Annotated in this window: 17 protein-coding genes; all 17 read right to left on the bottom strand. The window is 33.8% G+C overall.

The window, feature by feature from the left end:
- Window positions 1-8: 8 nt before the first annotated feature.
- Window positions 9-3,638 (bottom strand): tetratricopeptide repeat protein, encoded by a 3,630-nt coding sequence (locus T357_RS0103830; protein ID WP_031548868.1) that lies wholly within the window; start codon window positions 3,636-3,638, stop codon window positions 9-11.
- 188 nt (window positions 3,639-3,826) lie between these two features.
- On the bottom strand, window positions 3,827-4,291 hold the full coding sequence (locus T357_RS0103835; RefSeq protein ID WP_044916006.1) for a very short patch repair endonuclease: 465 nt from the start codon (window positions 4,289-4,291) through the stop codon (window positions 3,827-3,829).
- A 267-nt stretch (window positions 4,292-4,558) separates the two neighbouring features.
- A complete protein-coding gene (locus T357_RS0103840) occupies window positions 4,559-4,819 on the bottom strand; it encodes a hypothetical protein (protein WP_031548874.1) in 261 nt (86 codons plus the stop codon).
- A gap of 68 nt (window positions 4,820-4,887) precedes the next feature.
- Complete coding sequence (locus T357_RS0103845; protein ID WP_031548877.1) at window positions 4,888-5,751, bottom strand: abortive infection family protein; 864 nt, start codon at window positions 5,749-5,751, stop codon at window positions 4,888-4,890.
- Window positions 5,752-5,793: 42 nt separating this feature from the next.
- The gene (locus T357_RS0103850; protein ID WP_031548880.1) at window positions 5,794-8,271 is read right to left on the bottom strand and encodes a DUF2357 domain-containing protein; all 2,478 of its coding nucleotides are present in this window, start codon (window positions 8,269-8,271) and stop codon (window positions 5,794-5,796) included.
- On the bottom strand, window positions 8,246-10,048 hold the full coding sequence (locus T357_RS0103855; protein WP_031548882.1) for an MrcB family domain-containing protein: 1,803 nt from the start codon (window positions 10,046-10,048) through the stop codon (window positions 8,246-8,248). Before T357_RS0103855 ends, T357_RS0103850 begins: the two co-directional genes overlap by 26 nt.
- Before the next feature lie 152 nt (window positions 10,049-10,200).
- The gene (locus tag T357_RS0103860; protein WP_031548885.1) at window positions 10,201-11,901 is read right to left on the bottom strand and encodes a nuclease-related domain-containing DEAD/DEAH box helicase; all 1,701 of its coding nucleotides are present in this window, start codon (window positions 11,899-11,901) and stop codon (window positions 10,201-10,203) included.
- Between the two features lie 11 nt (window positions 11,902-11,912).
- On the bottom strand, window positions 11,913-13,796 hold the full coding sequence (gene drmB / locus T357_RS0103865) for a DUF1998 domain-containing protein (RefSeq protein WP_031548888.1): 1,884 nt from the start codon (window positions 13,794-13,796) through the stop codon (window positions 11,913-11,915).
- Between the two features lie 4 nt (window positions 13,797-13,800).
- Window positions 13,801-16,950 carry a helicase-related protein gene (locus tag T357_RS0103870; protein ID WP_031548891.1) on the bottom strand — a complete coding sequence of 1,050 codons (3,150 nt, stop codon included), beginning with the start codon at window positions 16,948-16,950 and terminating at the stop codon, window positions 13,801-13,803.
- Between the two features lie 15 nt (window positions 16,951-16,965).
- Window positions 16,966-19,491 (bottom strand): UvrD-helicase domain-containing protein, encoded by a 2,526-nt coding sequence (locus T357_RS0103875; protein ID WP_031548894.1) that lies wholly within the window; start codon window positions 19,489-19,491, stop codon window positions 16,966-16,968.
- On the bottom strand, window positions 19,488-20,939 hold the full coding sequence (locus T357_RS0103880) for an Hsp70 family protein (protein WP_031548897.1): 1,452 nt from the start codon (window positions 20,937-20,939) through the stop codon (window positions 19,488-19,490). Before T357_RS0103880 ends, T357_RS0103875 begins: the two co-directional genes overlap by 4 nt.
- 3 nt (window positions 20,940-20,942) lie before the next feature.
- The gene (locus T357_RS0103885) at window positions 20,943-22,163 is read right to left on the bottom strand and encodes a hypothetical protein (protein ID WP_031548899.1); all 1,221 of its coding nucleotides are present in this window, start codon (window positions 22,161-22,163) and stop codon (window positions 20,943-20,945) included.
- 67 nt (window positions 22,164-22,230) lie between these two features.
- A complete protein-coding gene (locus T357_RS0103890) occupies window positions 22,231-23,343 on the bottom strand; it encodes an HpaII family restriction endonuclease (protein WP_031548902.1) in 1,113 nt (370 codons plus the stop codon).
- Window positions 23,343-24,353: a DNA cytosine methyltransferase gene (locus T357_RS0103895; protein WP_031548904.1), complete on the bottom strand. Its 1,011-nt coding sequence runs from the start codon at window positions 24,351-24,353 to the stop codon at window positions 23,343-23,345. Before T357_RS0103895 ends, T357_RS0103890 begins: the two co-directional genes overlap by 1 nt.
- Complete coding sequence (locus tag T357_RS0103900) at window positions 24,346-24,768, bottom strand: very short patch repair endonuclease (protein WP_031548907.1); 423 nt, start codon at window positions 24,766-24,768, stop codon at window positions 24,346-24,348. Before T357_RS0103900 ends, T357_RS0103895 begins: the two co-directional genes overlap by 8 nt.
- A 63-nt stretch (window positions 24,769-24,831) precedes the next feature.
- Window positions 24,832-25,071 carry a helix-turn-helix domain-containing protein gene (locus T357_RS0103905; protein WP_031548910.1) on the bottom strand — a complete coding sequence of 80 codons (240 nt, stop codon included), beginning with the start codon at window positions 25,069-25,071 and terminating at the stop codon, window positions 24,832-24,834.
- A gap of 743 nt (window positions 25,072-25,814) precedes the next feature.
- Window positions 25,815-26,012 (bottom strand): hypothetical protein, encoded by a 198-nt coding sequence (locus tag T357_RS0103910; protein WP_031548913.1) that lies wholly within the window; start codon window positions 26,010-26,012, stop codon window positions 25,815-25,817.
- Window positions 26,013-26,042: the final 30 nt, after the last annotated feature.

A 26,042-nucleotide genomic window follows, 5' to 3' on the forward strand; every position in this document is an offset into this window, starting at 1 on the left:
CCACGTAGCTATATCTTATCCTTCCAATTCTCTCCAAAGTATTCCACCATTACCTGATTCCACGCATTGAGATAAGCATTGAACACTTCAGAGTAATACTTATTTTTCAACTCGCCTTCAAGCAAGTTGCCAAACAGTTGTTCCAATTCATCATCATCCCTGCTTCTGATTGGAGTATATATGTAATTCGTTTTTGATAATTCCATTACAATCGGCATAACTTTATCAAGATCCTCAATCACATAAAGTAATGTTGCAAAATTAATATTCTTTATTTTTTTTGTTGCTGCAATTTTACGGAAGAACAAATCATCACATAGATATATTCCTTCTTCTCGTTCTGCAACAATCAATCCATCCAACTGCATTTTATCTATATTCGTTTTTCCAAATAACCGCTCCCACGTGTGGTTCTCAACAACCTCAAAGGCTATTCTCTCTTCATCGGTTACAGTAACAGTTGTAAACATCTCACATTTAGCAATTATATTTTCCCAGATTTCTGGTATTCTCTCATCCTTTTCAACAATAGTAAATTTACCATCATCCAAAGGAACAAATGTGCCACCAGAAACAGCCTGATTTCCCATCTCGGTTGCATATTGGTTTTTAAAGAAATCAACATAGCTTACAGGAATAACAATGTAATCCTTCATTAAATCAAGCACATCGAGCCACCCATGCATAGCCAGCAAAACAAAAGTAGACAGCGTAGGAACATACTTTGTTTCAACGACATACTCCATCCTTGGCTCCCCGGCATAATAAGCAAGATCTTTTGTGTAGAGGAGATAATGCATTGTAGCTATGTATTTTTCATAATTGCCATGTGAAAAAATATCTAAAGGAATTCCGAGCTGTGTTTCCTTAAAATTATACATATCAGTCAGCTTTTTAATATATTCCTTTTGATCTGATAAAGCCAATAACTGTTTGACCATCTCCTCAGGATCTTCTGAGGAAATTGTACGCACATTAAATTCATCCGGATTTTCCATCACCTTCTGAAAAACAAATCTGCCTATTGTTATTTCTCTTGGTTCAAAACTGATTACTTTATAGCTTTTCCCCCTAAGATTCAGTACCTGTCTTTTCCCACTTCCCAATAATTTATTGTAGACATGATCCTGCCTATTAATATGCTCAGCTCCAAGACTTTGATTCCCCTTGTCGTCAAAATCAGCTTCAGAATCCAGAGCTACTACCCATGTTTCATTTCCAGATTGCAGGGTGACTATCATATTAGGAGCAATCGTTTTTCGTTCAGGAAGGCTCTGTATTCTCTGCATATTTAGATGATGGTATCCAAATAGTCCTTTGTATACATCAATATCATCTTTTCCATTCAGATTATAAATCGCTTTATATGCATAAAAATCTGCATCGTCATATTTTCCGAGTTTCCATAAAGCAGACGAAGCTGCTATAGATATCTGAGGGTCATCTGATTCCATTAGTGGTTCAAGATAAGGTTCATATTCCTCTTTTCGGCTTTCATTCCTTTTATAGAGAAGAGCTATAATATTTCTCGCTGTCTGAACATCATGGGTATACTCAAAAAGTTCCTTCGAGTACTTAAGCATACTGATATCCATATGAGAAACTGCTGCGCACATCATTTTGACTTGGAGAAATTCCTTTTTATGTACATTACTATCATAGAATCTGCTTGCGATTCTCTCGATTGGAAGAATATCTCCGTTTATGTCTTTATCATGTCTCCATAATTCATACTGGTTATGAGATTCTGAATACAAGCATTTATAAATATCATGAACAACAAACATATTGATTGTTTCAACATCGGAAATTGAATTTAGTACTGTCTCAATAGCCTTAATTTCCTCATTATGAGCAAGCAAAGCCATAAGACCAACTTTTGTTCTAAGATCTATACTTGCTAAATCTTTGGATATTAACTCTCCAAGCACAGGCATAACATCTTTTTTGAAAATATCCTTATCTTCGACATAAAATCCATAAAGAAATAAATCCTCTAAAGATGTTCTGTGTTTATCTACCGCATCCTTTAGCATCGCTTCATAGTCAGAGTTTTTATTTCTTGACAAAGCCAGCAAATAAACACTTTCTATTCGAGACGATTGGATTGCTATTTCCTTGTAAACATCTATTGCCTTATCCGGCTGTTTCAAATCAATCAAAAGCGTTATATAGCGCGCGGAAACATCCTCTCTGTCACGCCAATCGCATTGAGCTAACAACTCACAGGCTTTTTCCAGATTACCGCCCATTTCATAGCACAACGCCATAAAAAACTGAACTCCTTCAAAATTCTTAACACTCTCTGGGAAGCCCATATAACGTGTAATTGCTTCATCAATATATTTTTTCTCGGTTGCTCCAAGATTAAAACAAGTCTGTAGTTCTATAGTCGCAATCAGATTTCCATTACCCTTAATCTGATCATCCGATAATGCTTTTACTCTATCAAGATTAGATAATAAATCCTTAACTGTTTGTTCCTGACCAGGCTTCCCGTACACATATGATTTGTTAGCTTTATTAAGCTGTGCACAAATATCAAACAGCTCAAATCGCGGCTCATGATACTGTCTAAACAATTCAGAAAGAACTTCATGTGCCTCATCTTCTCTTGCCAAATTAAATAATGCTAAACCATAATGATAATCAAAAGCTTTAACGGCTTCCAGCTCAATATGTTCCCTATATTTATGCAATTCTACAATGTTATTCCAATGCCGCTCCGAAAATATAATTATCAACGTCACTATTTGTGTTTCCGGAGAGAAATCTCTTATTTCTTCAAACGTAACATCTCTTACATTCTTGCATAAACTCTTCAGCCAAAAAGCCTCTTCCTTGTTATCATCAGAAACACTGTCTATTAAGTCGCTAAAATCTTTTCTATTGTGTGCAGCAAGAATAATCTCATAGAATGAAATCTTTTTTTCAGTCTCTGAAGCCGAACCAAGAAGAGCGAGTTCTGTTTTCAGGGTTCCAAAATTAAGATCAAGAATTGATTCCCTGCACTTTTGTAAATTATCATTTATAAGTTTATGTAATAAAGGATTTATAGTCTCTTGGCTATCCACCTGTGCAGAATCCAATACAGAACTTGAAATCATTCCAGCTCCCATAAATCCGCTTGCACCTGCAGCTGTCCTCTTTCTGTCTTGGAAATAGTAATCAATAATACGCTTATTCTTTCGAAGCAGAGTAAAAATATCCTTATCCGTTACCAATTCAAGATCTATATCTGAAGGAGTAAGTATGGCTTGAAATTTTCTGAACCTTACAGAATCCTTAGATATTACCTTATTGCAAAAAAGATATATTCTTCCCAGTTGACCGTTATAGTAACTCGCGGCCTTTTTCAAAGACTTACTTATCTGTGAGTCGCTAATCACAGACTCAAAATACTTAGCCTGAAAACTGATGTATTTTTGAAGCTGTCCGTCATCTCTTAACGGTTCCAATATGGGTCTAACTTCCACTCCCGGATTATTATGATCCGAATGAGGGTTTCTTGTTTCATGGAGATACTCGCAGTAAAACAGATCTCTGCACATATCTTCAAAGGCATCAGTTGCATTATCATTAAAAACAGCGAACTGTTGCCAGCTTAAATTTGGATATATAGTGCTTTGATCCATCATTAGCCTGCTCCTTCTTTCGTGATACTAAGTTTTTTCTAACATATCAGCGAAAACTCCAGTGCAACTCACAGTACTGAAGTCTACATTTTCTTTGTCTTTTGCTTGAAAACAAATGGAATGGTTATGCATATCCAGATTTTGAAACTCTCCTGAAACGCCTCACCCCCCCTTTTTCCACCTCTATATCTTCACAATTCCTGCTCCATCTTTCTTATAAAAACAGCTTCCTTAATAGTATTCACACATTGTTCCAATTCCTTTTTTATTTCAGCGCCCCAGAACCGTAACACGATCCATCCTAGTGAACGCAGTTCCCTGTCAACTTCCACATCTCTTTCTCTGTTACGTGAAATCTTCTTTATCCAAAAATCAGAATTGTTACTCTTTTCCAGCCTCGGTTTTAGTTGATTCCAGTCTTTCCAATGAAAAAACTCACTGTCGCAAAAAACAGCGATTTTATATTTGGTTATGGCTATGTCCGGCTTCCCTGGAATTTTCGTATAATTCTTTCTGTAGCGAATTCCCTCATGCCATAAAGCATTCCGCAAAATCACATCTATCTTCGTATCCTTGGAATGAACATTGGTATCGTGTTCTGTGAACAAATTCTTACGACTGTAATTTTTTCGAAAAGATACACGGTACCAATGCATTTATAGTAATCTTCTATTCCTTCAAGTTTCATTAATTGTTCTAATGTCATGGCCGATACCTCCTTTCTGGATTATTCGTGTAATTATCTGTAGAAAAATTTGTTTATAAAAATCATATCGAAAAAACATCGCAATATGTCTTACACACGACAACAGTGACAGATTTTTGGCATCGTATTCTGTAAAGTTATCATGAATTAATATGGTCTGTTCTTTCAAACCTTTAAACTCATACAACTATACAAGGGCTCAATACTTATTTTGAAATCATTTATTCACAAGATAATATAACAGTTCTATAATCTTACTCAGCGAAAGAAGCAATATTCCAAATATAACGTTTCCAATAAATATTATTACATCTACTAGGATAGTCACTCCTTGTATTTGTTCTAAAGAAAATAGATTAATAAAATTTCCTATAATAAATCCGCCACCCATCGATATAAAAAGCCAACCCATAATCTCAAGAACTTTTATAATAATGGGTTTATTTATATGTATTGCAATATTTGTATTATCATTCATAGCATTCTTTCCTTTTTTGGTAATTTACATATCAGTATAACAGGATATTTCCCCTCCATTATCTTCCTCTACTCACCTATTGATAAAATATACTCACAAAATGTCATAGCTGAATTCATTGTAAGCCTTGCTTCACGCTCTTTCACCTTAATTCGAGCACTCCCTACTCCATGAGCATCACTATTTGTATTTCTCATCGCACCTATAGATTCAATGATTTTTTCAAGTCCGAAAAGTAATGAATTAACTCTACCATCATAATTTTTATTCTGTTGCATGTTATAAAGATTTTTGACTTGATTATAAAGCCTGCCTATATCACCTTTTGATTGTATTTCTTGATTATTTTTTTCTAATATGTATACAAGAACTTCTTCAATCAAAGTGCGAGATTTGGTTATGACATTATCATAATTGCCCTGAATCATTTCCTCGTTACAACGTTCTGGAAGTTTTCTCACATATGATAAATCCACTCTGCTAATTTTTGGTGCCTGTATTTCGACCTTCTGATTAATATTTGTAAGATAAAAATGTCCTCCTAAAAATTGTAGTTCATGCCTTCCCAACGCAAGTTTGGCATTAATTTTATCTATAACCGTATTGCAAATCTCCTTATGAATCTTATATACTTCTTCCATCGTAGAAAGATTCTCTAACTGGTAGAATCTTTCTATGTCAAACATATAGCACAGCAATTCATCACATCTATTATGGTCTATCATATACCTTAATAAGCTATCCAGATACATCCAGCGACTAGCTGCTCCATACTCCTGATGAAGCCCAAAGTTATCACTTAATTTACATAAGTCAGTTCCTTTTAAGTATGGCATTCTATAGATACTATCAGGCTTTCCATCAAATGTTTCGTCGCCATCAAGAATAGCAATTATATCTTTTCTGAGCAGTAATTCAAATTCACTTTTCATATTTTTATCTATCTTAGATATGTTGCTTGTTTATGAAAACTTTCATTTTAAGATGCAGTCTCTAATGCAATCAAATACTACACTTGGAGATTTTTTAAATTCACTTGTCGGTCTTCTAAGCATTTCAGTGCCTGAATCATATACACGAATGTACGATTCATCATTAAAGACGGATACAGAATCGCTAATTTTTACAAAGAGCTCGTTTGGATTATCCTGAACTCGGAGGTTTTCTTGTATCCTACGCAACTCGTATACCAATCTATAATCTGTTTCGGATCTGATATTAAACAACTCATATGTTGATTTGCTATTATAAAGCAAAAATGAGTTGCTGTATCTTGGCCGATAAACCCATTCTTTCTCAAATTCAATCTTTGAACTGAGTTTCATCCACTTTTTGATTGCAAATCTATAACATTCAGCGTTCGGATGTGTTCTTCCACCAAGACTGTTTATATCTTTTCTCGCAACAACACTTGTTTCCGAAACTTCACCATAGTATAAGACTCCTGCGTCTTCTCCAAAAAGTTTTTTGGACTGGTATATTGCAATGTACTGGACTTGATGATACCCAGATTTCAAAGAATCAATAGGAACATAATAATAATTCTTGGCAAAACATTCTTCCCATTGTTCCCTTTTGCTCAAAGACCCAACCAGCACATCCTCCTTTGTCCAATCAACTTTTTCCAAACGTTCTTCGACTCCCACAGGAAGAATTGTCCGTTCAAATGCACTTTCATCGGATTCTCCTACAAGTTTTGTGAGAAGTTCCTCTGCTATTTGTGTTTTTCCGGGCAAGAAAGGTACCCCACCAATGTTTACGGATTCAATACTCTTATAAAACTGATGGCTTCGATATTCATCCTCATCATTCGGATATGGAAAAAGGACAAATGCACCAAACATCAACTTTTTACTAAAATCCCCGTCTTTTGCTACAATGGCATCACGGTATCTGTGCATGGTGTTGATGTCTTCAACCTTTGGTCCAGGTTTTTTCTCCTTATCCGGATAGTGTTCATCAGGATTTATTTCTACTTTGTATTTCGCATCAAATACATATTGAAAGCCTGATGGCTTACCATTAATTCCACTTCGTTTGGAAAGTTTTAATACGTTGTCAGGTACCTGCTTAACTGTATCTGATGGATATTCTCCAGGATTATAAATCAACTCAAAAGTATCCCCTGTATTTGTATCAAGAAACTTCACTTCGGATCTACGATCTTTGGAAAGAGTAACAGTAACACCCTTTCTGTTGGCTTTAATAATATCTTTGCTATCATCTAATAATGCATATCTTTTTTTCATGATGTTAACAAGCTTAATAAAACACCAATACTCATATAGTGTGGATGTTTCTTTAATGGAAAAACTATATACCTCGCCGCTAAAAGAAATGCCTCTCTGAATTAACTGAAAGTACCTGTACAAATCTCTATATCCCGGTGCCATTTGAAATACCAATGACATCGTGTTTATGTTTTTTATACTTGAAACCTCGGAAAAAATCGGATTCTTCAGTTGTTCATTGATTTTAGCGACCATCTCCTCTATACTTCTGAGCACCTCATAATCAGCCGATTTTTCAGGCTCTTTAAAGCTGGATAAATACATTCGTTTGAATCTGATCAAACGCTTTAATGTTGTAGAAAGCATAAATTTAACTAGTCTGTTTTCAACGGTGTCATAGGTAACCTTCTTATGCACTCCAAGCGCACTGTTAACCAGAAGTTTTCCATCATTACGCTTGATCTGTTCCGAGTGTTTTGATAACCACAGTACCGTATTAATGTCATTTTGTTTTAACTTATGATTTGGAACGACAACATGTTCTTTGAACAACTTATGATTTGGCTTCTGCATTATAACCTTTGTTGCTTTATGGTATTTTTTGAATAGTTGACTGATCAGCGTAAAGAAAATTGCTGGAACATCGTTTCTGGTTGAACTTATTGTTCCCAGTGAATATGTAGAATTAATAAAATCTATCGCTGCGGCTTCAACCATATCATTTATATCATTTCGAATTGATTCATAATCATCCTTATAAGAAAGTTTTGATGGAAAAACTTCTATTTCAATCAGTATGCGATTTCCTAAATCATCAAAGAAAACAAGGTTAGAATACCCAACCTTATTCCCAAAATTAATAACTCCACTTAAACGATCAGGTTCTTCATCATCTGGAGTTATTGCTTCTCTAATATACTTGTCAGCATGTTCAAAATGCAAAGGAGTACCATTAATTGAACGAGCAGTCACAATATAATCCGACTGTTCAAAAAATAATGGCGTTGTTTCTTGAAAAATGTAGTCACCGTTTATAGATCCACAACAATCGTTGCCTCCAATACTAAGCTTTTCGATTTTTCCCCAGACTTCCATCTTGGAAGATTGTTCCAAAAGGGTATCAGAAGAAAGAGAAGATATTTTTCTTCTCTTAATTGTGACACGTATATCAGATGCTGTCACATCGATTATTTGATTAGACCCAGAACGAGGTGAAATCATCGTCTTCAAATCTCCTCATCATTTTGGATATCTTTTCAGCACTTTTGGGATAATCAGAAGGACTTTTATCTTTTAAATAGTTTTCCATCTTTCGACCATCAGTTTGACCATTCTTTCCAGTATAGTTTCCTGCACATATCTTAAATAAATCACGCAGTATATTCGCAGTCAATTCTGAGCTACCCTGAATTCGAGGAAGTATTTTCTGCATTATTTGATTATCAAACGCTTCATTTTCCGTCAATAGATTAAGTTCCTCATTATATAGCATGTAGAAAATCATTTCATCTCTCATTCTATATCCGAAATGAGCATCTCCCTTTTTTAAAACAGCATTAATTGCAGTAATCTTGTCATTAATGTTCTTAACGGTTTCCCAATGATTGGTACAATCGGTGCGAAGCTTAAGAAAATCCGATCGTAAAAAATCATTATCAACATTCACCGGTTTAGCAACTTTTTCAGAAATCTCATCTGGAAGATTAAAATCCACGTATGAGAATTCTATTGTATTAGCTCTATCCAGTACTTTCTTACTGAATGGAAATGTAGTTTCATCCATATTTACCGTTCCAACAATATACAGATTCTCCGGTATTTTAAGATCTGCATAAAGCTTTTCTGCTTCTGTGTCTCCTGAATAGCAGATTTTTGGTACCAAGTTGTCGGTTACTATTTCATCTTCTTCCCAATCTCTGGTTTCCATGATAGAGAGAAAATCACTAAAGTAGTATTCAACACGAGCAAGATTCATTTCGTCCAGACATAAAATATACGGAAGTTTATCTTTATCGTCGGAAGCCTTCCTTATAAATTCTATAATTGCTCCTGGAACAAATCTGTTATCAAGATTTACATGACCAAAAAGATCTGTAGAATCCGACCAATCAGGTTTAACAGCAATCTGCTTATAACGTCCGCTACCATAAGCCCCAATAGCTTCCGCAAATAGTCTGACTAACCTGGTTTTACCAGTTCCACTTGTGCCTGCTAAAAGAACAAAAGGCTTTGTCTTTAAACTAAGGTAGAAGTTTTTAAGAAGACTGTCATCATACTTGAATCCTTGGGCATTAATATACGTAGCAATTTTTTCAAGTTGATTCTCTGATTGCAAATAATCCTCACCTTCTCTCATCTCATTTTCAGTATTCGCTATCGAGAAAACATTAATAAAATACGACTGATATGCCTCAATAAATTTCTGTAAATCTTCATATAATATTTCATCCTCGGGTAATGATTCAAGAGTATACTTTATATAATAAATACATCCTGCATCATATGCCTTTGAACCAGTATTAATAGGATCGCTTTTTAAACTATTAAATTTACCAATTCTATTTCTTATATTTGTAGCCCTTGATTGAAGGTTCTCTGTGGTCTTTCCGTTACTTGCGGTAGCAATTCCTGTAAATGCTAGTTTTCCGGATCCATCTCCTCCTTGAGCAACATCAGTAGCGCCTTGATTAAGCGTCAAAAACAGTTCCTTAGTATCTTTGTTTAAAAGATACACTATGTAGACTCCTCTTTGAGCAGATGTTGTAATACGCTTATCAAATACCGCAATCCACGGAACATCTGTCCATCGTCCGGCTCCAACACTCCCCTTCACTTTGTAAATATTGGCTTGCAGCTTCGTGCCGATAAGGCTAGTAATATCCTGTCTTACCAATTTCCCGAATGGTCGCTTATAATCATCATCTTTCCTAGCTGTTATCAGTTCGGAATCATATTCTTCCATGAATTTTTTTAACAACTTTTGTAAAACATCAGACATTACTATTCACCTCATTTAATTAAAGTTCTAAATTTGTTTTTTTATAGCAGACATCTGACCATGTCTCAAAACGTTTATTGACCGAAACAATATAAATATTAAGTTTATTATCATTCATTTTTATTCCTTACACTTTTACCGGTCTAAAATATCTATACTTCTAGAACTTTGATACCTTCTATTACTCTTTTATTGTATTCATCTTTTTGATTGTAGTTATAAAAATAATATAATAATATTTGAGCTCTTGTCATTGCGACATAGTTTATTCTTCGATTATCGATGCTATCAAAACCATCTATATCGATATAAAAAACAACTTTCGATTCCAAACCTTTAAAAGATTGAACAGTCATATAATTAATTTGATTATTTTTTAATCCTTTAAAGCTTTTTACCTCTACTAAAGGAATATTAGCCATCATGTTAGTGGATTTTAATATGGAATTTTCCTTTTTTTTTGTGGAGAGTATCATTATATCCCTAACAAAAGTTCCTCCGGATAATAGGCTTTTAATTTCTTTATCAATAATAAAAATTGCATCATTATTATCTTTGAATTCAAATGCTTTTACATCAGGTCCTGTTAGTTTAAGATATTTAGTTGGAGGAATACTTGTTAACATTGATGTTCTTCTTACTATAGGTGCTGTATTTCTACAGTTTTTATATAATCTAAGTATACAAGGATTGTATTTGTTCCTAATTTCATTTATTGTGTTTTCTAATCTTTTACCCTTTTGAAAGATGTCCTGATTTGGATCAGCAAATATAATCCATTCACTATTAGCCATTCCTTGTTGAGAAAAACTATTGATACACTCTAACATATTTATAGACAATAAGTCCTGAGCTTCATCAATAATAATCAAATCATATTTATTTTTTGGCGATACTTTTTTTTCTAAAAAAATACAGCTTAGTTCATCTGTAGATAATGTATATGATTCTGAAATATATTGTCCTAAAAGTGAATGATAAGTACCTACAAAAGAATTCTTTGGACACTTGACATTTTGTTCAACATAAGATGCCATATTTTTATTAAAACATATATAAGCAACACTTCTTTTTTTACTTATGTTAAGTCTTAACTTTTCTGCGGCAAGTATACTTTTGCCTGTTCCGGCTGATCCGAATACCAATACGCGTTTGTTTTCTTCTATACTGTGAAATACATCAAATTGTTCATCAGTGAGTTTTAACATTTCCGAATAGGAAGTATCTATTTGCAATTTCATGGATGGAACCGAACAAAAATCACCCTCAAATAGAGTGACAATTTGATCAATCTGATCCTGTGATAATTGAGTGGTTCTCTTTCTTTGTTTCTGATATAATTCATCAGACCAATACTTTAAGGAATTAATCAAAAAATCATTAAACTTAGAAAGATCATTTCTTCCATCAAACATCACATCCTTGATAACACCATCTCCATTGCATTCAGCAATGCATTCAGGAAATACTACTGCACAACCAACACAAAAAAAGCTTTCTATAGATTTCTTACCATATGTATTCTCAAGAAAGGATGATGCTGCTTTCATACATCCATGAGTTTGAAAGAAAGGATCCTGTATCTTAAAAGTTTCACCTCTTTTGTTTACTGACATCCATATACTGTCTTCTTTTTTTACTTGGCCACCCTTAACTTCAATACATAGTAATCCCGATGTGCAAATATACAAAAAATCCACTTCACTCATAGTTTTGTGGTCATGTGAATTCTGAGTATGTGAATAAAATGCAACACCGGGTATATTATCATTTGCGAGCCAATCATATACCATGTATTCGCCTGTTCTTCTGGGATCGTTTCTTTCTATTTGAGCAGGTATCATCCTTGCCATCTTTTGCCCTCCTACAACAACCCTGAAAAAAAGCCAATGGCTCTGTTCTCAGGTGTTCCTACAACTGATGCACGATCTAACAAACAGTTTGCAGCTTCACAACTTGTTTCTGGTAACAATCCACATGCATGACAAGCTGCAAAATTTAATCCTTTATAGCCCTGCCCCTTGGAATCAACACATATAGGATCATTAGAGCACCATGTTGCATTTTCAAGCATTGTGTAAATAGTATTAGCAAGTCTAAATCCATCGCCCTCCCTTGCAAGACCTCCTAAACTTCCATCACTATCTGTGGCAGATGTATAGATTAATATTCCACACATTTTTTCTTTGGAATTACAAAATGTGGAATATATTTTTTCTCTTAAAGACGCAGATTCATAACCGCATTGTGCTGTGAACTGTCTTATTAACAAATGCGCAATTGTATGAAGCAATATGTATCTGGGATGGTTTATGTCAAACATATTTCTTCCTGTCCAATAGCCTTCATTACGTGTTGCAAGAATAGAATATCTGTCTTTGTTGTAACTTTCCCATTTAGCTACTGTGCTTTCCTTAAATCGAATAAATATGCCTTCCCCAAACATTTGTATTGCAGGAAGCCAATTGTATTCTTGTCTGGATAATGGTGTGAATTCTCTATCGAACAATCCTTTTTCACTTCTTATTAGTGGATCATTTTCATATGAAGGGTCTATTCTTCTAAAGCCTCTTATAACTTTAACCTCTCTGAGTCTACTCACAATTTTTATTTCTTCTATATAATTTTCTAGTTCTTCAGGTACTTCAGTACTCCTTGTTCTAAAATGGTCCTCTTCTTCTTGCCAATCAATATCGCAAAATGCAGAGTATTCATCTATACGAAGTGCTTCTTCATCTATAATCCTAGAATCAACATCTTTATATTTTAAATAAACTTCTTTTTTAAACTTCTCATAACCACATCGATAATACTCCTCATTTCTGTTAAAATGCGATAATAATGCTTGTTCTTCAAGTTCGGGATTATTAAGATCAAAAATCGTTTTGAATGCTTCGTCATTTCTTTTGATTCTATCCTGAATTTTTGAGCTCATCGGTGGTATTGTAAGTGCACTTTGAGTGATCGGATAATATACATTATTTGCGCTTCTTTGCATGGTTCTCATTGTTGCATTACAATTTTCAGGATCCTTATACCAAGGCTTATTATTTTCATCAAATCCTAACCATGGCATATTACCTTTGCATTTATATGACCCCAAAGCGTTTTTATCCATGCAACCGGACATAGACTTACTTGCCCCACAATTGCATTTAATGACAATACCATCGAGACCTCCTGTGTTACCAATATAATTCAAAGATAACTGAGGCTTATCGCATAACTTATCTGTTCCTCTGTGAACCCACCAACTATATGGAAAATCATCTATATGACCATTCGGACATGCTACAATAAATCTAGATGGTATAAGTGTTACCGGCTTACCATCAGGAGTTTTACATTTTCCACAGTATAATGATTTATTATATTCTGTAGTATTACGATTATCTGTTTTTCTGATTTTGGAATAAATATCAAGTTCATGGCATTCGGGACAATAATAGTACCTTGGAAATCTATATACAGGAATAGAAAAAGGCTTGTCTGCATTTTCATCAGTAGAAACTTGAACAAAAAAATCCTTTCCAAGCATTTTTTGCAGATTATTCTCCTGTATTCTTGCATCATAGGGAAGCCTACCATCAGATATATTCCATTTATCTAACCCTGTCATAATGCCTGAAAGACGAGGAAAATCGACGATAGCTCCACTACCATACGTGGATACAATTTGGGATCGCCTGATTTCACCTACCTTTTTTATAGTAGTTGACCCTCCTCTGGGTTGTATTCTTGGTGGCATATAATCACTCCTTTGTTGTTACCAAAACATTTGTTTCAACACTTCGCATCGTATTTAAAACTCTGAATCTGCTGTCTTCTTCATAGTCTGCATCAAATAAGCTTTCATTGTTTTTGATGTATTTTCCGGGTCTATATACGAATTTATCTTGATGGGACCTTCTGCATTCCCACTCTTCTTCAATTTCTGATATTTCATACTTCACATTTTCAAGTTCATCAGGATCAACTATTCCGACATAGTCAAATATATATTTACGGACTTTTTCAACCCCTGGAAGGTTTCTTGAATAATTAATAGCATCATTATTTCCAAACAATTCAGGCACAGTATATCTGCATAATATTACATATAGTGTTTGTAACGCCCTATCTCTAGCTCTGTCGGAAAAAGGAGTGATACTTGTGGCTTCAACATATTTATAAAAAGAGGCATGATATTGATAGAAGGTTTCATAATGAGACCTATCTCTCGACCTAGCTTGATTATATGTTGTTATCACAAGTCCGGGATTTTCTCGTCCAACTCGACTGGTTGCTTGTATATACTCTGATGTAGTCTTAGGTTGCCCAACTACAACCATACAACCTAGTCGGCCTACATCAACTCCGACAGAAATCATATTTGAAGATAAAACAAACTCATATGGATGTGTCGATTTGTCTCTCTTAAAAGGAATTGGTAGTTCTTCTTGAACAACTTTTCCTATATCTTCACTCTTTTCTCGACTTGTAAGTTCTTTATATTTTGTATATCTTTGATTTAATACTTTCATTGGATACTTTTTTACAAATTTTGTATTCTGTAAATATATGTATCTATCCTGTATATCATCAATTACTCTTATAATTGCTCCACCTAATTCACGTAATGTATTGAAATATGATGTTATGGTCCAGTAAGCATCAATGATATCATCTGTATAGTTATCTTGTTCACTGAGATATCTTGTAGCAAATAAAAGACTTGCCATCACTCTTATCATCATTGTGGTTGGGCTTGTGCCTATTCCCATACATCCTAAATATTCCCTTGCAGGTTTCTCATCTTTTTCAGATAATACAGCAAAAAAAGAATCATTGATATTAATAGCTTGAGGTGGAAATTGTGTATATTCTGAAGCATATAAACCAAGTATCTGATCTTTTGCATTACGTATAGTTGCAGTTGATGCAATAATTTTTACGTTGATTCCCTCATTCTCACATAATTTTCTTATTGCGGCTTCATAAAGTCCTGTAATTGTACCTAACGGTCCTGAAATCAAATGCAATTCATCTTGTATTATCAGTTCAGGAGGAGTGTTTTTAGTATTTATCCCAAACAAGCTACCACATTCTTCCTTTAATGCTATTTGGGCAAATTTATCTACGGTAGCAACAATGTATGTCGGAGTATAATGATATATTTCTTCATCAATCAAATAAACAGGAAGTCCTTCTTTGAATGCACACTTATTAGATGAACATTTTATAATCATTCTTTTTTTTGATTTATCGCAAGAATAATTATTTGACGTTATAGGAGCTCCACAATGCGGGCATCGACTTAACTGAACCGGATTTCCAATTTCATATCCAATATCGCCGGGTTCATCTCCGTTCAGAATCTTTTCTGCATCTTCGATTTTATTTGGAGTAAGTGCTTGACCTGCCCACAAACCAATACCTATTTCACCTCCGGGAATATTTTCATTTCTTCTTAAAACCTCGCAAGCACAAATCAAAGCAGATGCTCTTTCAAACTGTTGGAATGTAAGTAACCTCATTGTATAACGCATAAGTACAGTTACTCCATTTCCTTTATCTCCTTTGGTTAAACGTCTTAAAAAAATAACAAATGCTGCAATTCCCAAATAAGCTTCTGTTTTTCCTCCACCTGTAGGGAACCATAGTAAATCAACATTTTTACGTTCTTCGCCTTTTGGATCGGCAAAAGAGCATATTTCCTGAACAAAAAAAGCAAGCTGAAATGGATACCAACGTATTTTTTCGTCTGATTCGAACTTGTTTGTACGAATAAGCATGTCCTTTCTTTGTTGAAACATTGCTTTATTTGCAAGTGTAAAGGCCTGGTAAACTTTTATATCGTCTAAATAATGAATTGATTTTTTGATTCTTTCACTTGTTCTCAAACATTTAGAAATATTCTTTTCAGCTGCCAGTCTATATTCTTTTTGAAGATCAAGGATAGTCTTTTTTTGTTCTTTAATCCAATTATCATATTCATCTACCAAAAGATTAAGCCCATCTTGTATTTCTTTAGAAGTTGCTTCCGAAAGAAATTTCATTGAGAGAATCTCACTATTAAATTTGGTAGATGGCTTCATTTGTTTCACTTCGTGAGTTGGAAGAAATCTTGAACAAATATGTTTTAGACCATTGATTTCTTCTACTTGAACAGCACATCCGTGGCCGGATGCGTAATTCTTGACATTATGATAGAGCATGTTTAACTCTACAAGTTCTTCATCGGTACTCATATCAACTCTGTATACCAGTTCTCCGATGGTGTTTTTTTCTGTTTCGTATATCACCAATGATGGTTGAAAAAAAGAATAAGAAGATTCTAATTTATAATCATCACATTTTGAGAATGTGTTAGTCATTGTAACTGTAATTATCTTAGCCCCATCTTTCATTATTCTATGAGCCAATACTCTTATTTCCAGCCCATCAGAAACAGATATAATCTTTGCTTTACCGACAACAATTTCATTTACATTTATAGTTGTATTAACTTCAGGTAGTTGTTCTCTTCTCCAGTATGTTTTTTTTCTATTATCGTCTGTATCTTGTAAACCAAGTTTTTCTTGGACGGAATTAAATTCAGTTTTCACGTATCTGGCTGCTTTTCCGGAAATTTTAAATGAACTCGCTCCAGGCTTAACAGCAATTGATATTCCAAAAGATGATGGATTTCGACCATTACACAGCGAAATACTGTTTTCTTCATCTAAATCTCCACAATCATCAGAAGACATTCCAAGAGTTAAATCTGCCTCTGTATCAGCAGGATATAATTTGCCTAAAATATAATAATCTAATGGTCTTTCATTAATGATTATTTCATCATCCATGACAGGCCCTAATAAATCTTTTGAAATAATATCTGTAATAATATCTCTGGCATTATAATAATCAGAAAACGCCATTATAAATCCTCCATTTTAATAGACATCATATACTAATCTACCGACTCCACAAAAATCCACCCAACTCCAAATGTCACGTATTATATCATTTTCAAATTCTATATTTGAAAAGACATCTGTAACATACAATTCATGTATTTCAATCGGCCACTGAAAATGATCTTCAGTCTCCAACATTGCTTCCATATCATCCATCAATATAGTATTTATTTCTCCAATTACACGTTCACCCTCATCATTTATATGTACTATGTCGTACCTTAGAATCTCATGGGCCTTACTCCTTCTAAGTATAATTTCATCTCCCGAAACAATTTTTTCTGTAATATATGTTTGAACATCATTTCCCAATCGATTAAAGGATTCTATATTTATATCTGTGCTACGCACTTCCATATACTTTAAAGTACGATTCTCAAACTTTACCCATCTTTTGCTTCCGGTTTTGTATATTTGCCAAATACGTATATCGCTTTTAATTAAATGCGCTGAATACAGACTGTTCTTTGGTCTTGTTACTGCCACATATAATGTTTTAAATTCACCAGGGTCTGTTTTGTTAGGACCAATTAATCCTTTTATAAAGTTTTGATCTATAATGACCGCATTATATTCTCGCCCTTTAGCTCTATGTATATTTGAAACTATTATCTTAGAGTCTGAATAATTATGAAAAATCGGATCATCAACTTGTGATGTGACTATAACTGATAATATTTCTTCAATCCCGAGATATACATTGTCAGGTTTTTTTAGAATAGTAGCTATCTTATCCCATACTTCTTCTGCTTTTGCATATGAATCAATTGTCCTCCTATTATATCTTTCAATAAACTCTTCTTGTGAAATCTGTTGTTTTTCATATCTGTACAGTACAGAGCCAACCCATGAGGCAAAACATTTTACATGTTCATATGCATTTACAGTATGTGAAATTCCTCTTTTTCGTAATTGAGCTGATAGTCTTAATACTTGACCGTTGTTTCTGCAAAGAAGACAAACATTTCCATCACCAGCAAGTTCGTTCAAAGTTTTTTCACTTAAAGAATCTGAAATATTCCTTCCTTCGAATCGTCCCATAGAATCATATAATTTTTTTACTTCAGCTTTCATTTCAGGGATTTTTTCGCTGAGTATAGCTTCTCTTAAACCTTGAGTAATCCATATCAATGAATCTGTTTGTCGATGATTAAATGTCAGCTTATACATGGATGCATTTTTGAAAAGCATTTTAAATAAAGCCTTGTAGAACTTGGTAGACGTCATGGGATATAAAACTTCCTGTTGGTTATAATCATATATAGCCTGACATGAGTCACCTAAAACAGTTACACCACAACCAACTTTATTACAGCCATTAATTAGTTCAAGTACCATTCTGGCCCTTACGTCAGTTAGATCTTGAATTTCATCTACAATAAAATGTTTCCATCCCCCAAGAACTACTTCAGGATAATCTTTAATTATCTTTGTAGCTCTAATTATGCTACCATCATAACTTAAGCTATTCATGTCTATATGAGCCCAGTTATTTTCTTCTTGCATTTCATTATTGTATACATTTATTAACCACCATGCAAAAGAATGAAATGTTCTGACATCAACATTTCTTATCGCACGACTTGCGCCTTCATACGACAGATCATTCTTTCTTTTTTTTATTTCTGCTACAGCAGCATTAGTAAAGCAGAGTACAACAATAGTTTCAGGATCTACTTCTAATTCATCCACCATATAAACCAATTTATTCATTAGTGTATATGTCTTTCCTGTACCCGGACCTGCATCAACAAAAATATTTTCTGATATATCACTTTCAATTATTTTACTTTGACTTGTTTCTTCAAATGCATTGTAAATAGAATATTTTTGGAGGTATAAATCAGCTTCTCTATTCTTTATGGTAACATCATCTATTTCAGCTGCTCCTGCAGTTTTTTGGTATATATAATAATAAGGATCTTTTTCATCTAATTCCGATAAATCAGCGTCTACAATAGGGATATATTTGCCTTCGATACCTTGAATTTTTTCAACTTCTTTACTTATATAAGATGTAAATAATGTTCCTCCACCGCTGATAGGTACGTTACCAACCTGATATTTTGTAGGTTTCCATAAGCTAAATCCAACATTTCCTGAGTAATCAAAAAGATCATTACCTCTTTCCCACCAATTATGATCTTTATCCCATACCGATTCGCTATAATTAAGATATAATTCATCTATCAATGGAAAGAGTATGTCTGGATCATATTTTTTATAGCCATACAATTCATCTTTTTGATCATTCTCTTTTAGAATTTTCTCATCTTCTGATCTAACAGAGAATCCAAAATCCCCACATAATATAACTTTCTGATCATATGGAAACCTATACATTTTTGAATTAGTTGTATTTCCGCACATTTCATACAATTTCTTCAAAGCATAAAAATCAGTGATTCTTGAAAAGAAGTCCTTATCTCCATTTCTCATTCTGGTTGGATCGGATGTTATAAGATTTACATTACTGGCAAAAGAAATATTACTATCTGTCATGAATTTCTTCCTTCTAAATCATAAAACACTTTTAATTTATCGTATGTCCAAGTATGAAGTATTTTTCTCATAAATCTACTACTTTGCACTTTCAGATGGAATAAATTATCAGGATCTATAAAACACGATATAATAAATTGTTCCTCATAAAAACCTCCTGCAGGGACTTTGACATATTGAATAAACGAGCGAGATCTTTCATCTTTTGAATCCGTGAATACAAGTTTAGCGAATTTTTCGTCAGTGACAAGTGCCACACTTATCTGTTTTTCTTTACATGGTAACAGTTGGCCTTTATTTAGTAGCGTATAAAACTCACCGTCGCTTAACATAATACCAAGATTTTGATTGAGACCATATGTTCCTGATGACATACTTATCAGAGATGCTCCTTTAGCTATGTCCCACATGACCATTTGGGGATAATACAGCATATCTTTACCGTATTCATCGACTAGTTTTTCTTTTAATGGACGTAGTTTACTTGAACCACCTACACAAAGGATGCAATCTATATTTGCTTTATTTAAGCCTGATTTATTTATTGCTGACTTTAGACAAAATAACGCATCATTTACTTCAGGTTCAATTAATTCTTTGAATTGATCATATTCAAGAACTGATCTAACCGTTCCGAGTTCATCATAATTATTCAAATTAATTCTTGCATAGTCTTCATCATCGCTAAGCTCGATTTTTGCATCTTCACACCTACCTAGAAGCAAATCTTTTGATATCACATCAACATCATCAAAAGATTTTGATATACCCTGTTTTTTGCAAAATTCGAGATGCATTTTTCTTGCAAGTTTCATATCAATATCATCACCGGCTATTTGCATACCTTCAGTAGCTAATTCATAAACTTTACCATTTTCAATTCGAAGGATTGCAACATCTAAAGTTCCGCCACCCCAGTCAAATACAGCTACATGATGATAGCTTTTCAATGCTGCATAGTTACTACAGTAGGCAGCTGTAGGCTCGCTAACAAACATTTTTACTTCTATTCCTGCTCTTCGAGCAGCTTCTCTTAAATTCCTCTTTTTATCTGCAGTAAATCCTATTGGTACAGCTATAATTGCTTCATTACAAGGTCTTTCATTTCCAATCTTTTCCTTTAATCCTTTGAAAATCTCTGATGCTATATCTATAGGAGTCCATTTTTTTCCCGCAATTTCTATTGTTTTGTCATCTGCAATTATAGATTTAATAGAAGAAAAATAAGAATATTCACCCTCTAATTCATTTCTTCTGGTTTTTGCTTCTCTACCTGTAATCACTTTTCCGGTTTTTTTATTTATGGCAACCAGTGAAGGAAATGGACGACCTTCATCGTCTCCATAGTTTATCTGCCTGACATTTTCCTTGACATCTCCTGTCATCGATGAAGCTGCACTATTAGTAGTTCCGAAATCAATTCCATACCAGCTATAATTATTGACCATATATTATCTCCCCTCAATGTCTATCCCCATTTTCTTCAACTTTCTAAATATATCATCAAGGGAATCACGCATGTTTTCACCCAAATCAATTGTCATTTGCATATTTTCTGCAGATTTATAATCTTCAAATATTTTTTTTAATCCTGTTGCAATCTGGTTTTGAATCTCATCTTTAGTATTAGCTTTATCTTGATCATATATATCGATCACATTAACTTGGCGGTTAACTCTATCAGCTAGTTCTTTATTATTAATTTCAAGCTCTATATTTTTCTTTTTTACTTCTTCTAATTCATTTCTGATTTTGGTGTTTTCATCTGTGCTGGATTTATATAAATCTTCATACTTTTTCAAATCATTTTTTAATCGTGAAATTTCTTTTCCTTTATTATGTGATTCCGCTTGCGCTTTTCTAAGATTAGAATCTAAATCTTCTATTTCCTCAATTAAGCCCAACAGTTTTTTTGATATAACGTTCTTTACATCATAATGGGATATATTATTTTTGAAAGATTTTTCCTTTGGATTCTCAATATTTTGATTATTAACTGTTGAATTTATTTCGTTTATTGATTCCGTTTCCGATCCCAAATAGTCGATCTTCATTTTTTCTTTTTTAATCCAATTACGTACATTGTTTCTGTTTGTGATTTCATTATCACCCTTGGGTACTACTCCATTTATGGCTTCTTCCAGAAATAGTATTAATTCTTTCGTATATTCTTTTGAAAAGCTGTATTTATCAATATCCGGCAAAATTACTCCATACCGCATATTATTTACGAAATAAGTTCGAAATATAGCTCCTAAATTTGATATCCTTGTTCCATCTTTTTTGTATGATAATTCAACCAACCGATGTAATAATTCTCCGACAATAACATCATTTTGTTTTTGATTACATAATTCTTGAATTAGTAAGGATAATATTATTCTTAACTTAGCTACATTGTCTTGTTCTTTGAAATTTTTATTATTCAATAACTTGTCGTAATTCTCTGCCTGTATTTTTTCATCAAACTGTCTGTTCCAAGAAACAATACAAAATGATGAACCAAATTTGATTCCATTAACATAGAAGTAAACCGTTTCATCAGTGATTCCATTTTCTTTCAAACAAGGAGCAAGAGTGTCTACATATTTTCTTTGATCTTCTTTGGAAAGGGTTTTCTTATTATCCGAATTTGCTTTTTCTATTAATTCAAAAATTGTTGTATTATCCATAATATTCTAATTTGATGTAATCAATATCGAAAACACCACTTTTCCTTTCTGTTTTATGATGTTGTAGTTACCTGATACGAATCTGAAAATTCAATTTAAAATAATATTCTTCATTTTGTTTATACACTTCTCCATATGCTCCATGACCCTGGTCTGTCGAAGGAAAATCCAAATAACAATGTGTATACAAAAAATTCTTAAAAGCCTCAGATTCAAGAGCATAGTTTGCAACAACTTCTCCCGTTTTTTTAATTGTTATATATCCTCCTTTGACGGTACTCTTTCCATCCCAGATTGTACTTGCAGTCATTCCGCAATATGCCGAATATAAAAACATTTTTACCATATAAGGATACTTAGTCTCGGGAAGAGTAATATTACATGGATTTTCATTTATGATTTTATTCATCACAGATACGATATCTGTTTCTGCCTGTCGTTCCATAAAATGATTCCAAAGTATGCGTTGAATCACAATCGGAAGATTTGGGTTAATCAAATCAAGATTTTCCTTAAATGCTTCGCATTTTGCTTTTGATGCAAGTTCATATCCAACATATTCTAATTTGCATCCATGCTCACGGATTGAATTGCACCGTTCTGACACAGCAGCGTGACCTTTACCGTCAACTAACGAGTTAATTTCTTTCATCAGTACATCATTCATTCCACTAATTTTAAATTTAGCAGCTGATGCCTTTGCTGTGTTGAAAAGCGTTGGATTCTCACCGAATTCACACTTTATAGAAAATCCAATATTTTCTCTGACTATTGAACTACGAGGATCTCTTGTATCGAGAAAAATATCGCTTTTTTCAACACTTTTTGCTTTCATGTGTTGAATTTCTGCTTTTTGAAGAAAATCCACAACCTCATCAGATACATTAAACGATCTACCGGTTGAATTAATAATGTCATTCTTCAATAAATCCGCTATATGTTTGAATTTATCGGCTTGAATACTAGCTACAGGAACATTATTAATTTCTATATCAATATTTTGGTCTATTCCGTTACAGTGATATGTGACAATACGGTCATTTGTTTCTTGACGAACAATTTTCAAAACATCCATCCATTCATTGGGATTTGGATCACCGTTTTCGTTTGCAATAAACAATTTCTTATATCCTAGTAGTCTTAAAGCAGCATAAGGCTCGCCCCATTCACCTCTATTCATTATTTTCCCTCCAAGACTTTTAATACTTCTTTTGCAATGGATTCAATAACATTAACAGTGACACTGTTTCCGAACTGTTTATAAAGATGTGTATCTGCCAATTCCAGCTTGAAATCTTCAGGAAAACCCTGCAATCTTGCCCACTCTCTTGGTGTCATCTTTCTAATTCCTTCTTTGTTTATTTCTCCTTTAATGTGAGTAGTCGGTGTCATAGAATGCTCACGCTCATCAACAATAAGATTTCTTTCACGTCCCATTCCACCACATACAATTGTTCCTGCTATTCCGTCCAGATCTCTAACTTCATATCCAAAACCGTGCCCAGCTGCTTCATGGCGTGCTCTATGTTTTCTAAGAGTATCCAAATATACATCACTCAAATAATATTTAGATGGCACTGGGGCCGGATCAATGATATCTCTTATGGTAGTTTTTTCTCCTTCGCCAACAGGAAATACAAATCCCTCAGGGCATTTTTCTTTAAGTAAATCATTCCTTATGCATACCAAATAGATTCTTTCTCTGTTTTGAGGAACTCCAAAATCTTTACTGTTGAGAATCTTGTCATATACCTTATACCCAATTTGCTCAAATGCTCCCTTTATTACTTTGAAGGTTCTACCTTTATCATGAATTGTTAATCCCTTTACATTCTCACAAAAAATAATTTTTGGCTTATGATATTCACATATTCTTACAACATCTTGAAATAGTGTTCCTCGACATTTTCCTTTATAGTCATCATCAAAGCCCATGTGTTTCCCAGCCATAGAAAATGCCTGGCATGGAAATCCCGCCAAACAAATATCGAATGAGGGAATATCCTTTTCATCTATTTGTGTAATATCACCGGCTATTTCAAAATCATCCTTGTAGTTCGCTTTATAAGTCTTCTGAGCAAATTCATCCCATTCACTTACAAATACTGTTTTTATGTCATCTCCGAAAGCATTATCAAATCCCTTACGGATACCTCCGATTCCTGCAAATAAATCTATTGATTTATACATGTTTTCTCTCCTTTATCGCCGCTTCTATTTTATCTGCGCATATTTGAGTATTATTCTTTATCTCTTTACCCCAAAACCTTAGCACTAACCATCCGTCATTTTCTAAATATTCATTAACTTCCCTATCCCTCTCCATATTTCTTTCAATCTTAGGTATCCAGAATTCCCTGTTAGATTTAAAATCATTTTTTCTGTTTTCCCAATCATAGCCATGCCAGAATTCGCTATCACAGAATACTGCTATTTTTAGCCCAATAAATGTTATATCCGGATTCCCAAATATCTTTCTAACGTTCTTTCTATAACGTATTCCTCTTGACCAAAGTTCTTTTCTGAGCAATAGCTCAATTTGTGAATCTTTATTTTTTACTTGCTTCATATTAAAGCTAATTTGTTCAGGCGTTTTTTTGCTCATTTGATTCCTTTTTATAGACCACATTGATCATTTTAGATATATAGCAAAATGGTAATCTGTTTTTTATCTTTCATCGAAGTTATCTTTCGAAGGTGACTCAATGGATTTTTCAAAGCTAATAATGTCTCCAATATCACAGTTCATGTAAACACATATCTTTTGCAATACTTCCAGTGAGACCTTCTCTCCTTTTCCCATTTTCGCCATAGTCGCAGAACTAATATTAAGTTCTTCTGCTAAATCCTTCTTGAACATTTTCTTATCGATTAACATTTTCCATAAGCCATTATAAGAGACTGCCATAATAATACCTTTCCATATAAAATATAAGCCACCAGTCTCATTATATCATTATATGATCAAAATGTTATGCATATCTTTAGATACCTAAATATTAACTTTTGTACAACAAAATAATAGTATAATTATCAGATAAGGTTGGCTATTTGGAGTTGGTTCTCGTGGTTATACCGAATTTTGAGTTATACCGAACACTTATAAAATCCTCTGTATTAATAAGGAATTCCCATGGTCTTTTTGGTATAACTTTTTACTTGGTTAGAAACAAATTTTGATTCTCTGTCCAATTTTCATTTCACATTTCGGTATAACTTTTATTCCTGCAGATCACATCATAGTGTAGGCTTTATCCAAAATATTGAAATCTCAGCACCATATCTTGATAAAAGATTAATCGAAAAATTATACCGAAAACAGTTCTGGCACTTGAGACTCAGATCATAAATTTGAAACAGCGTTTAAAAAAGTTATACCGAAATTTTTCGAAAGAATCCTTTAAAGTAGGGGTTTGTCGTTTGCATTCGGTATAACTATGTTTTCGGGATAACCACGATTGTACCGAATTCGGTACAACCTTGGCAAGCAGAGACATCCTGTACAGAATGTCTCTTTGCTTGTTGAGGGGAAGCCCCCAATCCCCCTGATCTGCTCTTTTACGAGCAGGGCTAAACACATAGTTTTCTTTAGTTGTCGCTACATCAGTTCATGGATTTTTTCAAAACCTTTAACAGCTTGTCCTGGGATTTTTAATCATGCCATACTGAACCATTTAATAACTTTTGGCTTTTAACCACTAGGTTATCTCCAATCTTTTCATATTCTTCATGGATGACTTGCACCGTATGATTTCCATTTGCTATAGATTCAGATACTCTTATCCTGAAGGGAAACATTCCCTTTGCTTTCTCGTTAAAAATTTCAGATTCAAATAATACTCGTTCCATGCTTCACCTCACATTTAAGATCTATTGACA

Source organism: Oribacterium sp. FC2011, assembly GCF_000701645.1.
GTDB lineage: Bacteria > Bacillota > Clostridia > Lachnospirales > Lachnospiraceae > Oribacterium.

What these genes read in the sequence shown, in the direction of transcription:
- T357_RS0103905 (WP_031548910.1), bottom strand. Translation starts at nt 25,071, where the DNA reads ATGGCAGTCTCTTATAATGGCTTATGGAAAATGTTAATCGATAAGAAA.
- T357_RS0103910 (WP_031548913.1), bottom strand. Translation starts at nt 26,012, where the DNA reads ATGGAACGAGTATTATTTGAATCTGAAATTTTTAACGAGAAAGCAAAG.
- T357_RS0103860 (WP_031548885.1), bottom strand. Translation starts at nt 11,901, where the DNA reads ATGGCAAGGATGATACCTGCTCAAATAGAAAGAAACGATCCCAGAAGA.
- T357_RS0103855 (WP_031548882.1), bottom strand. Translation starts at nt 10,048, where the DNA reads ATGTCTGATGTTTTACAAAAGTTGTTAAAAAAATTCATGGAAGAATAT.
- T357_RS0103845 (WP_031548877.1), bottom strand. Translation starts at nt 5,751, where the DNA reads ATGAAAAGTGAATTTGAATTACTGCTCAGAAAAGATATAATTGCTATT.
- T357_RS0103870 (WP_031548891.1), bottom strand. Translation starts at nt 16,950, where the DNA reads ATGGCGTTTTCTGATTATTATAATGCCAGAGATATTATTACAGATATT.
- T357_RS0103895 (WP_031548904.1), bottom strand. Translation starts at nt 24,353, where the DNA reads ATGTATAAATCAATAGATTTATTTGCAGGAATCGGAGGTATCCGTAAG.
- T357_RS0103885 (WP_031548899.1), bottom strand. Translation starts at nt 22,163, where the DNA reads ATGGATAATACAACAATTTTTGAATTAATAGAAAAAGCAAATTCGGAT.
- T357_RS0103900 (WP_031548907.1), bottom strand. Translation starts at nt 24,768, where the DNA reads ATGAGCAAAAAAACGCCTGAACAAATTAGCTTTAATATGAAGCAAGTA.
- drmB (WP_031548888.1), bottom strand. Translation starts at nt 13,796, where the DNA reads ATGCCACCAAGAATACAACCCAGAGGAGGGTCAACTACTATAAAAAAG.
- T357_RS0103880 (WP_031548897.1), bottom strand. Translation starts at nt 20,939, where the DNA reads ATGGTCAATAATTATAGCTGGTATGGAATTGATTTCGGAACTACTAAT.
- T357_RS0103890 (WP_031548902.1), bottom strand. Translation starts at nt 23,343, where the DNA reads ATGAATAGAGGTGAATGGGGCGAGCCTTATGCTGCTTTAAGACTACTA.
- T357_RS0103875 (WP_031548894.1), bottom strand. Translation starts at nt 19,491, where the DNA reads ATGACAGATAGTAATATTTCTTTTGCCAGTAATGTAAATCTTATAACA.
- T357_RS0103850 (WP_031548880.1), bottom strand. Translation starts at nt 8,271, where the DNA reads ATGATTTCACCTCGTTCTGGGTCTAATCAAATAATCGATGTGACAGCA.
- T357_RS0103835 (WP_044916006.1), bottom strand. Translation starts at nt 4,291, where the DNA reads ATGCATTGGTACCGTGTATCTTTTCGAAAAAATTACAGTCGTAAGAAT.
- T357_RS0103830 (WP_031548868.1), bottom strand. Translation starts at nt 3,638, where the DNA reads ATGATGGATCAAAGCACTATATATCCAAATTTAAGCTGGCAACAGTTC.
- T357_RS0103840 (WP_031548874.1), bottom strand. Translation starts at nt 4,819, where the DNA reads ATGAATGATAATACAAATATTGCAATACATATAAATAAACCCATTATT.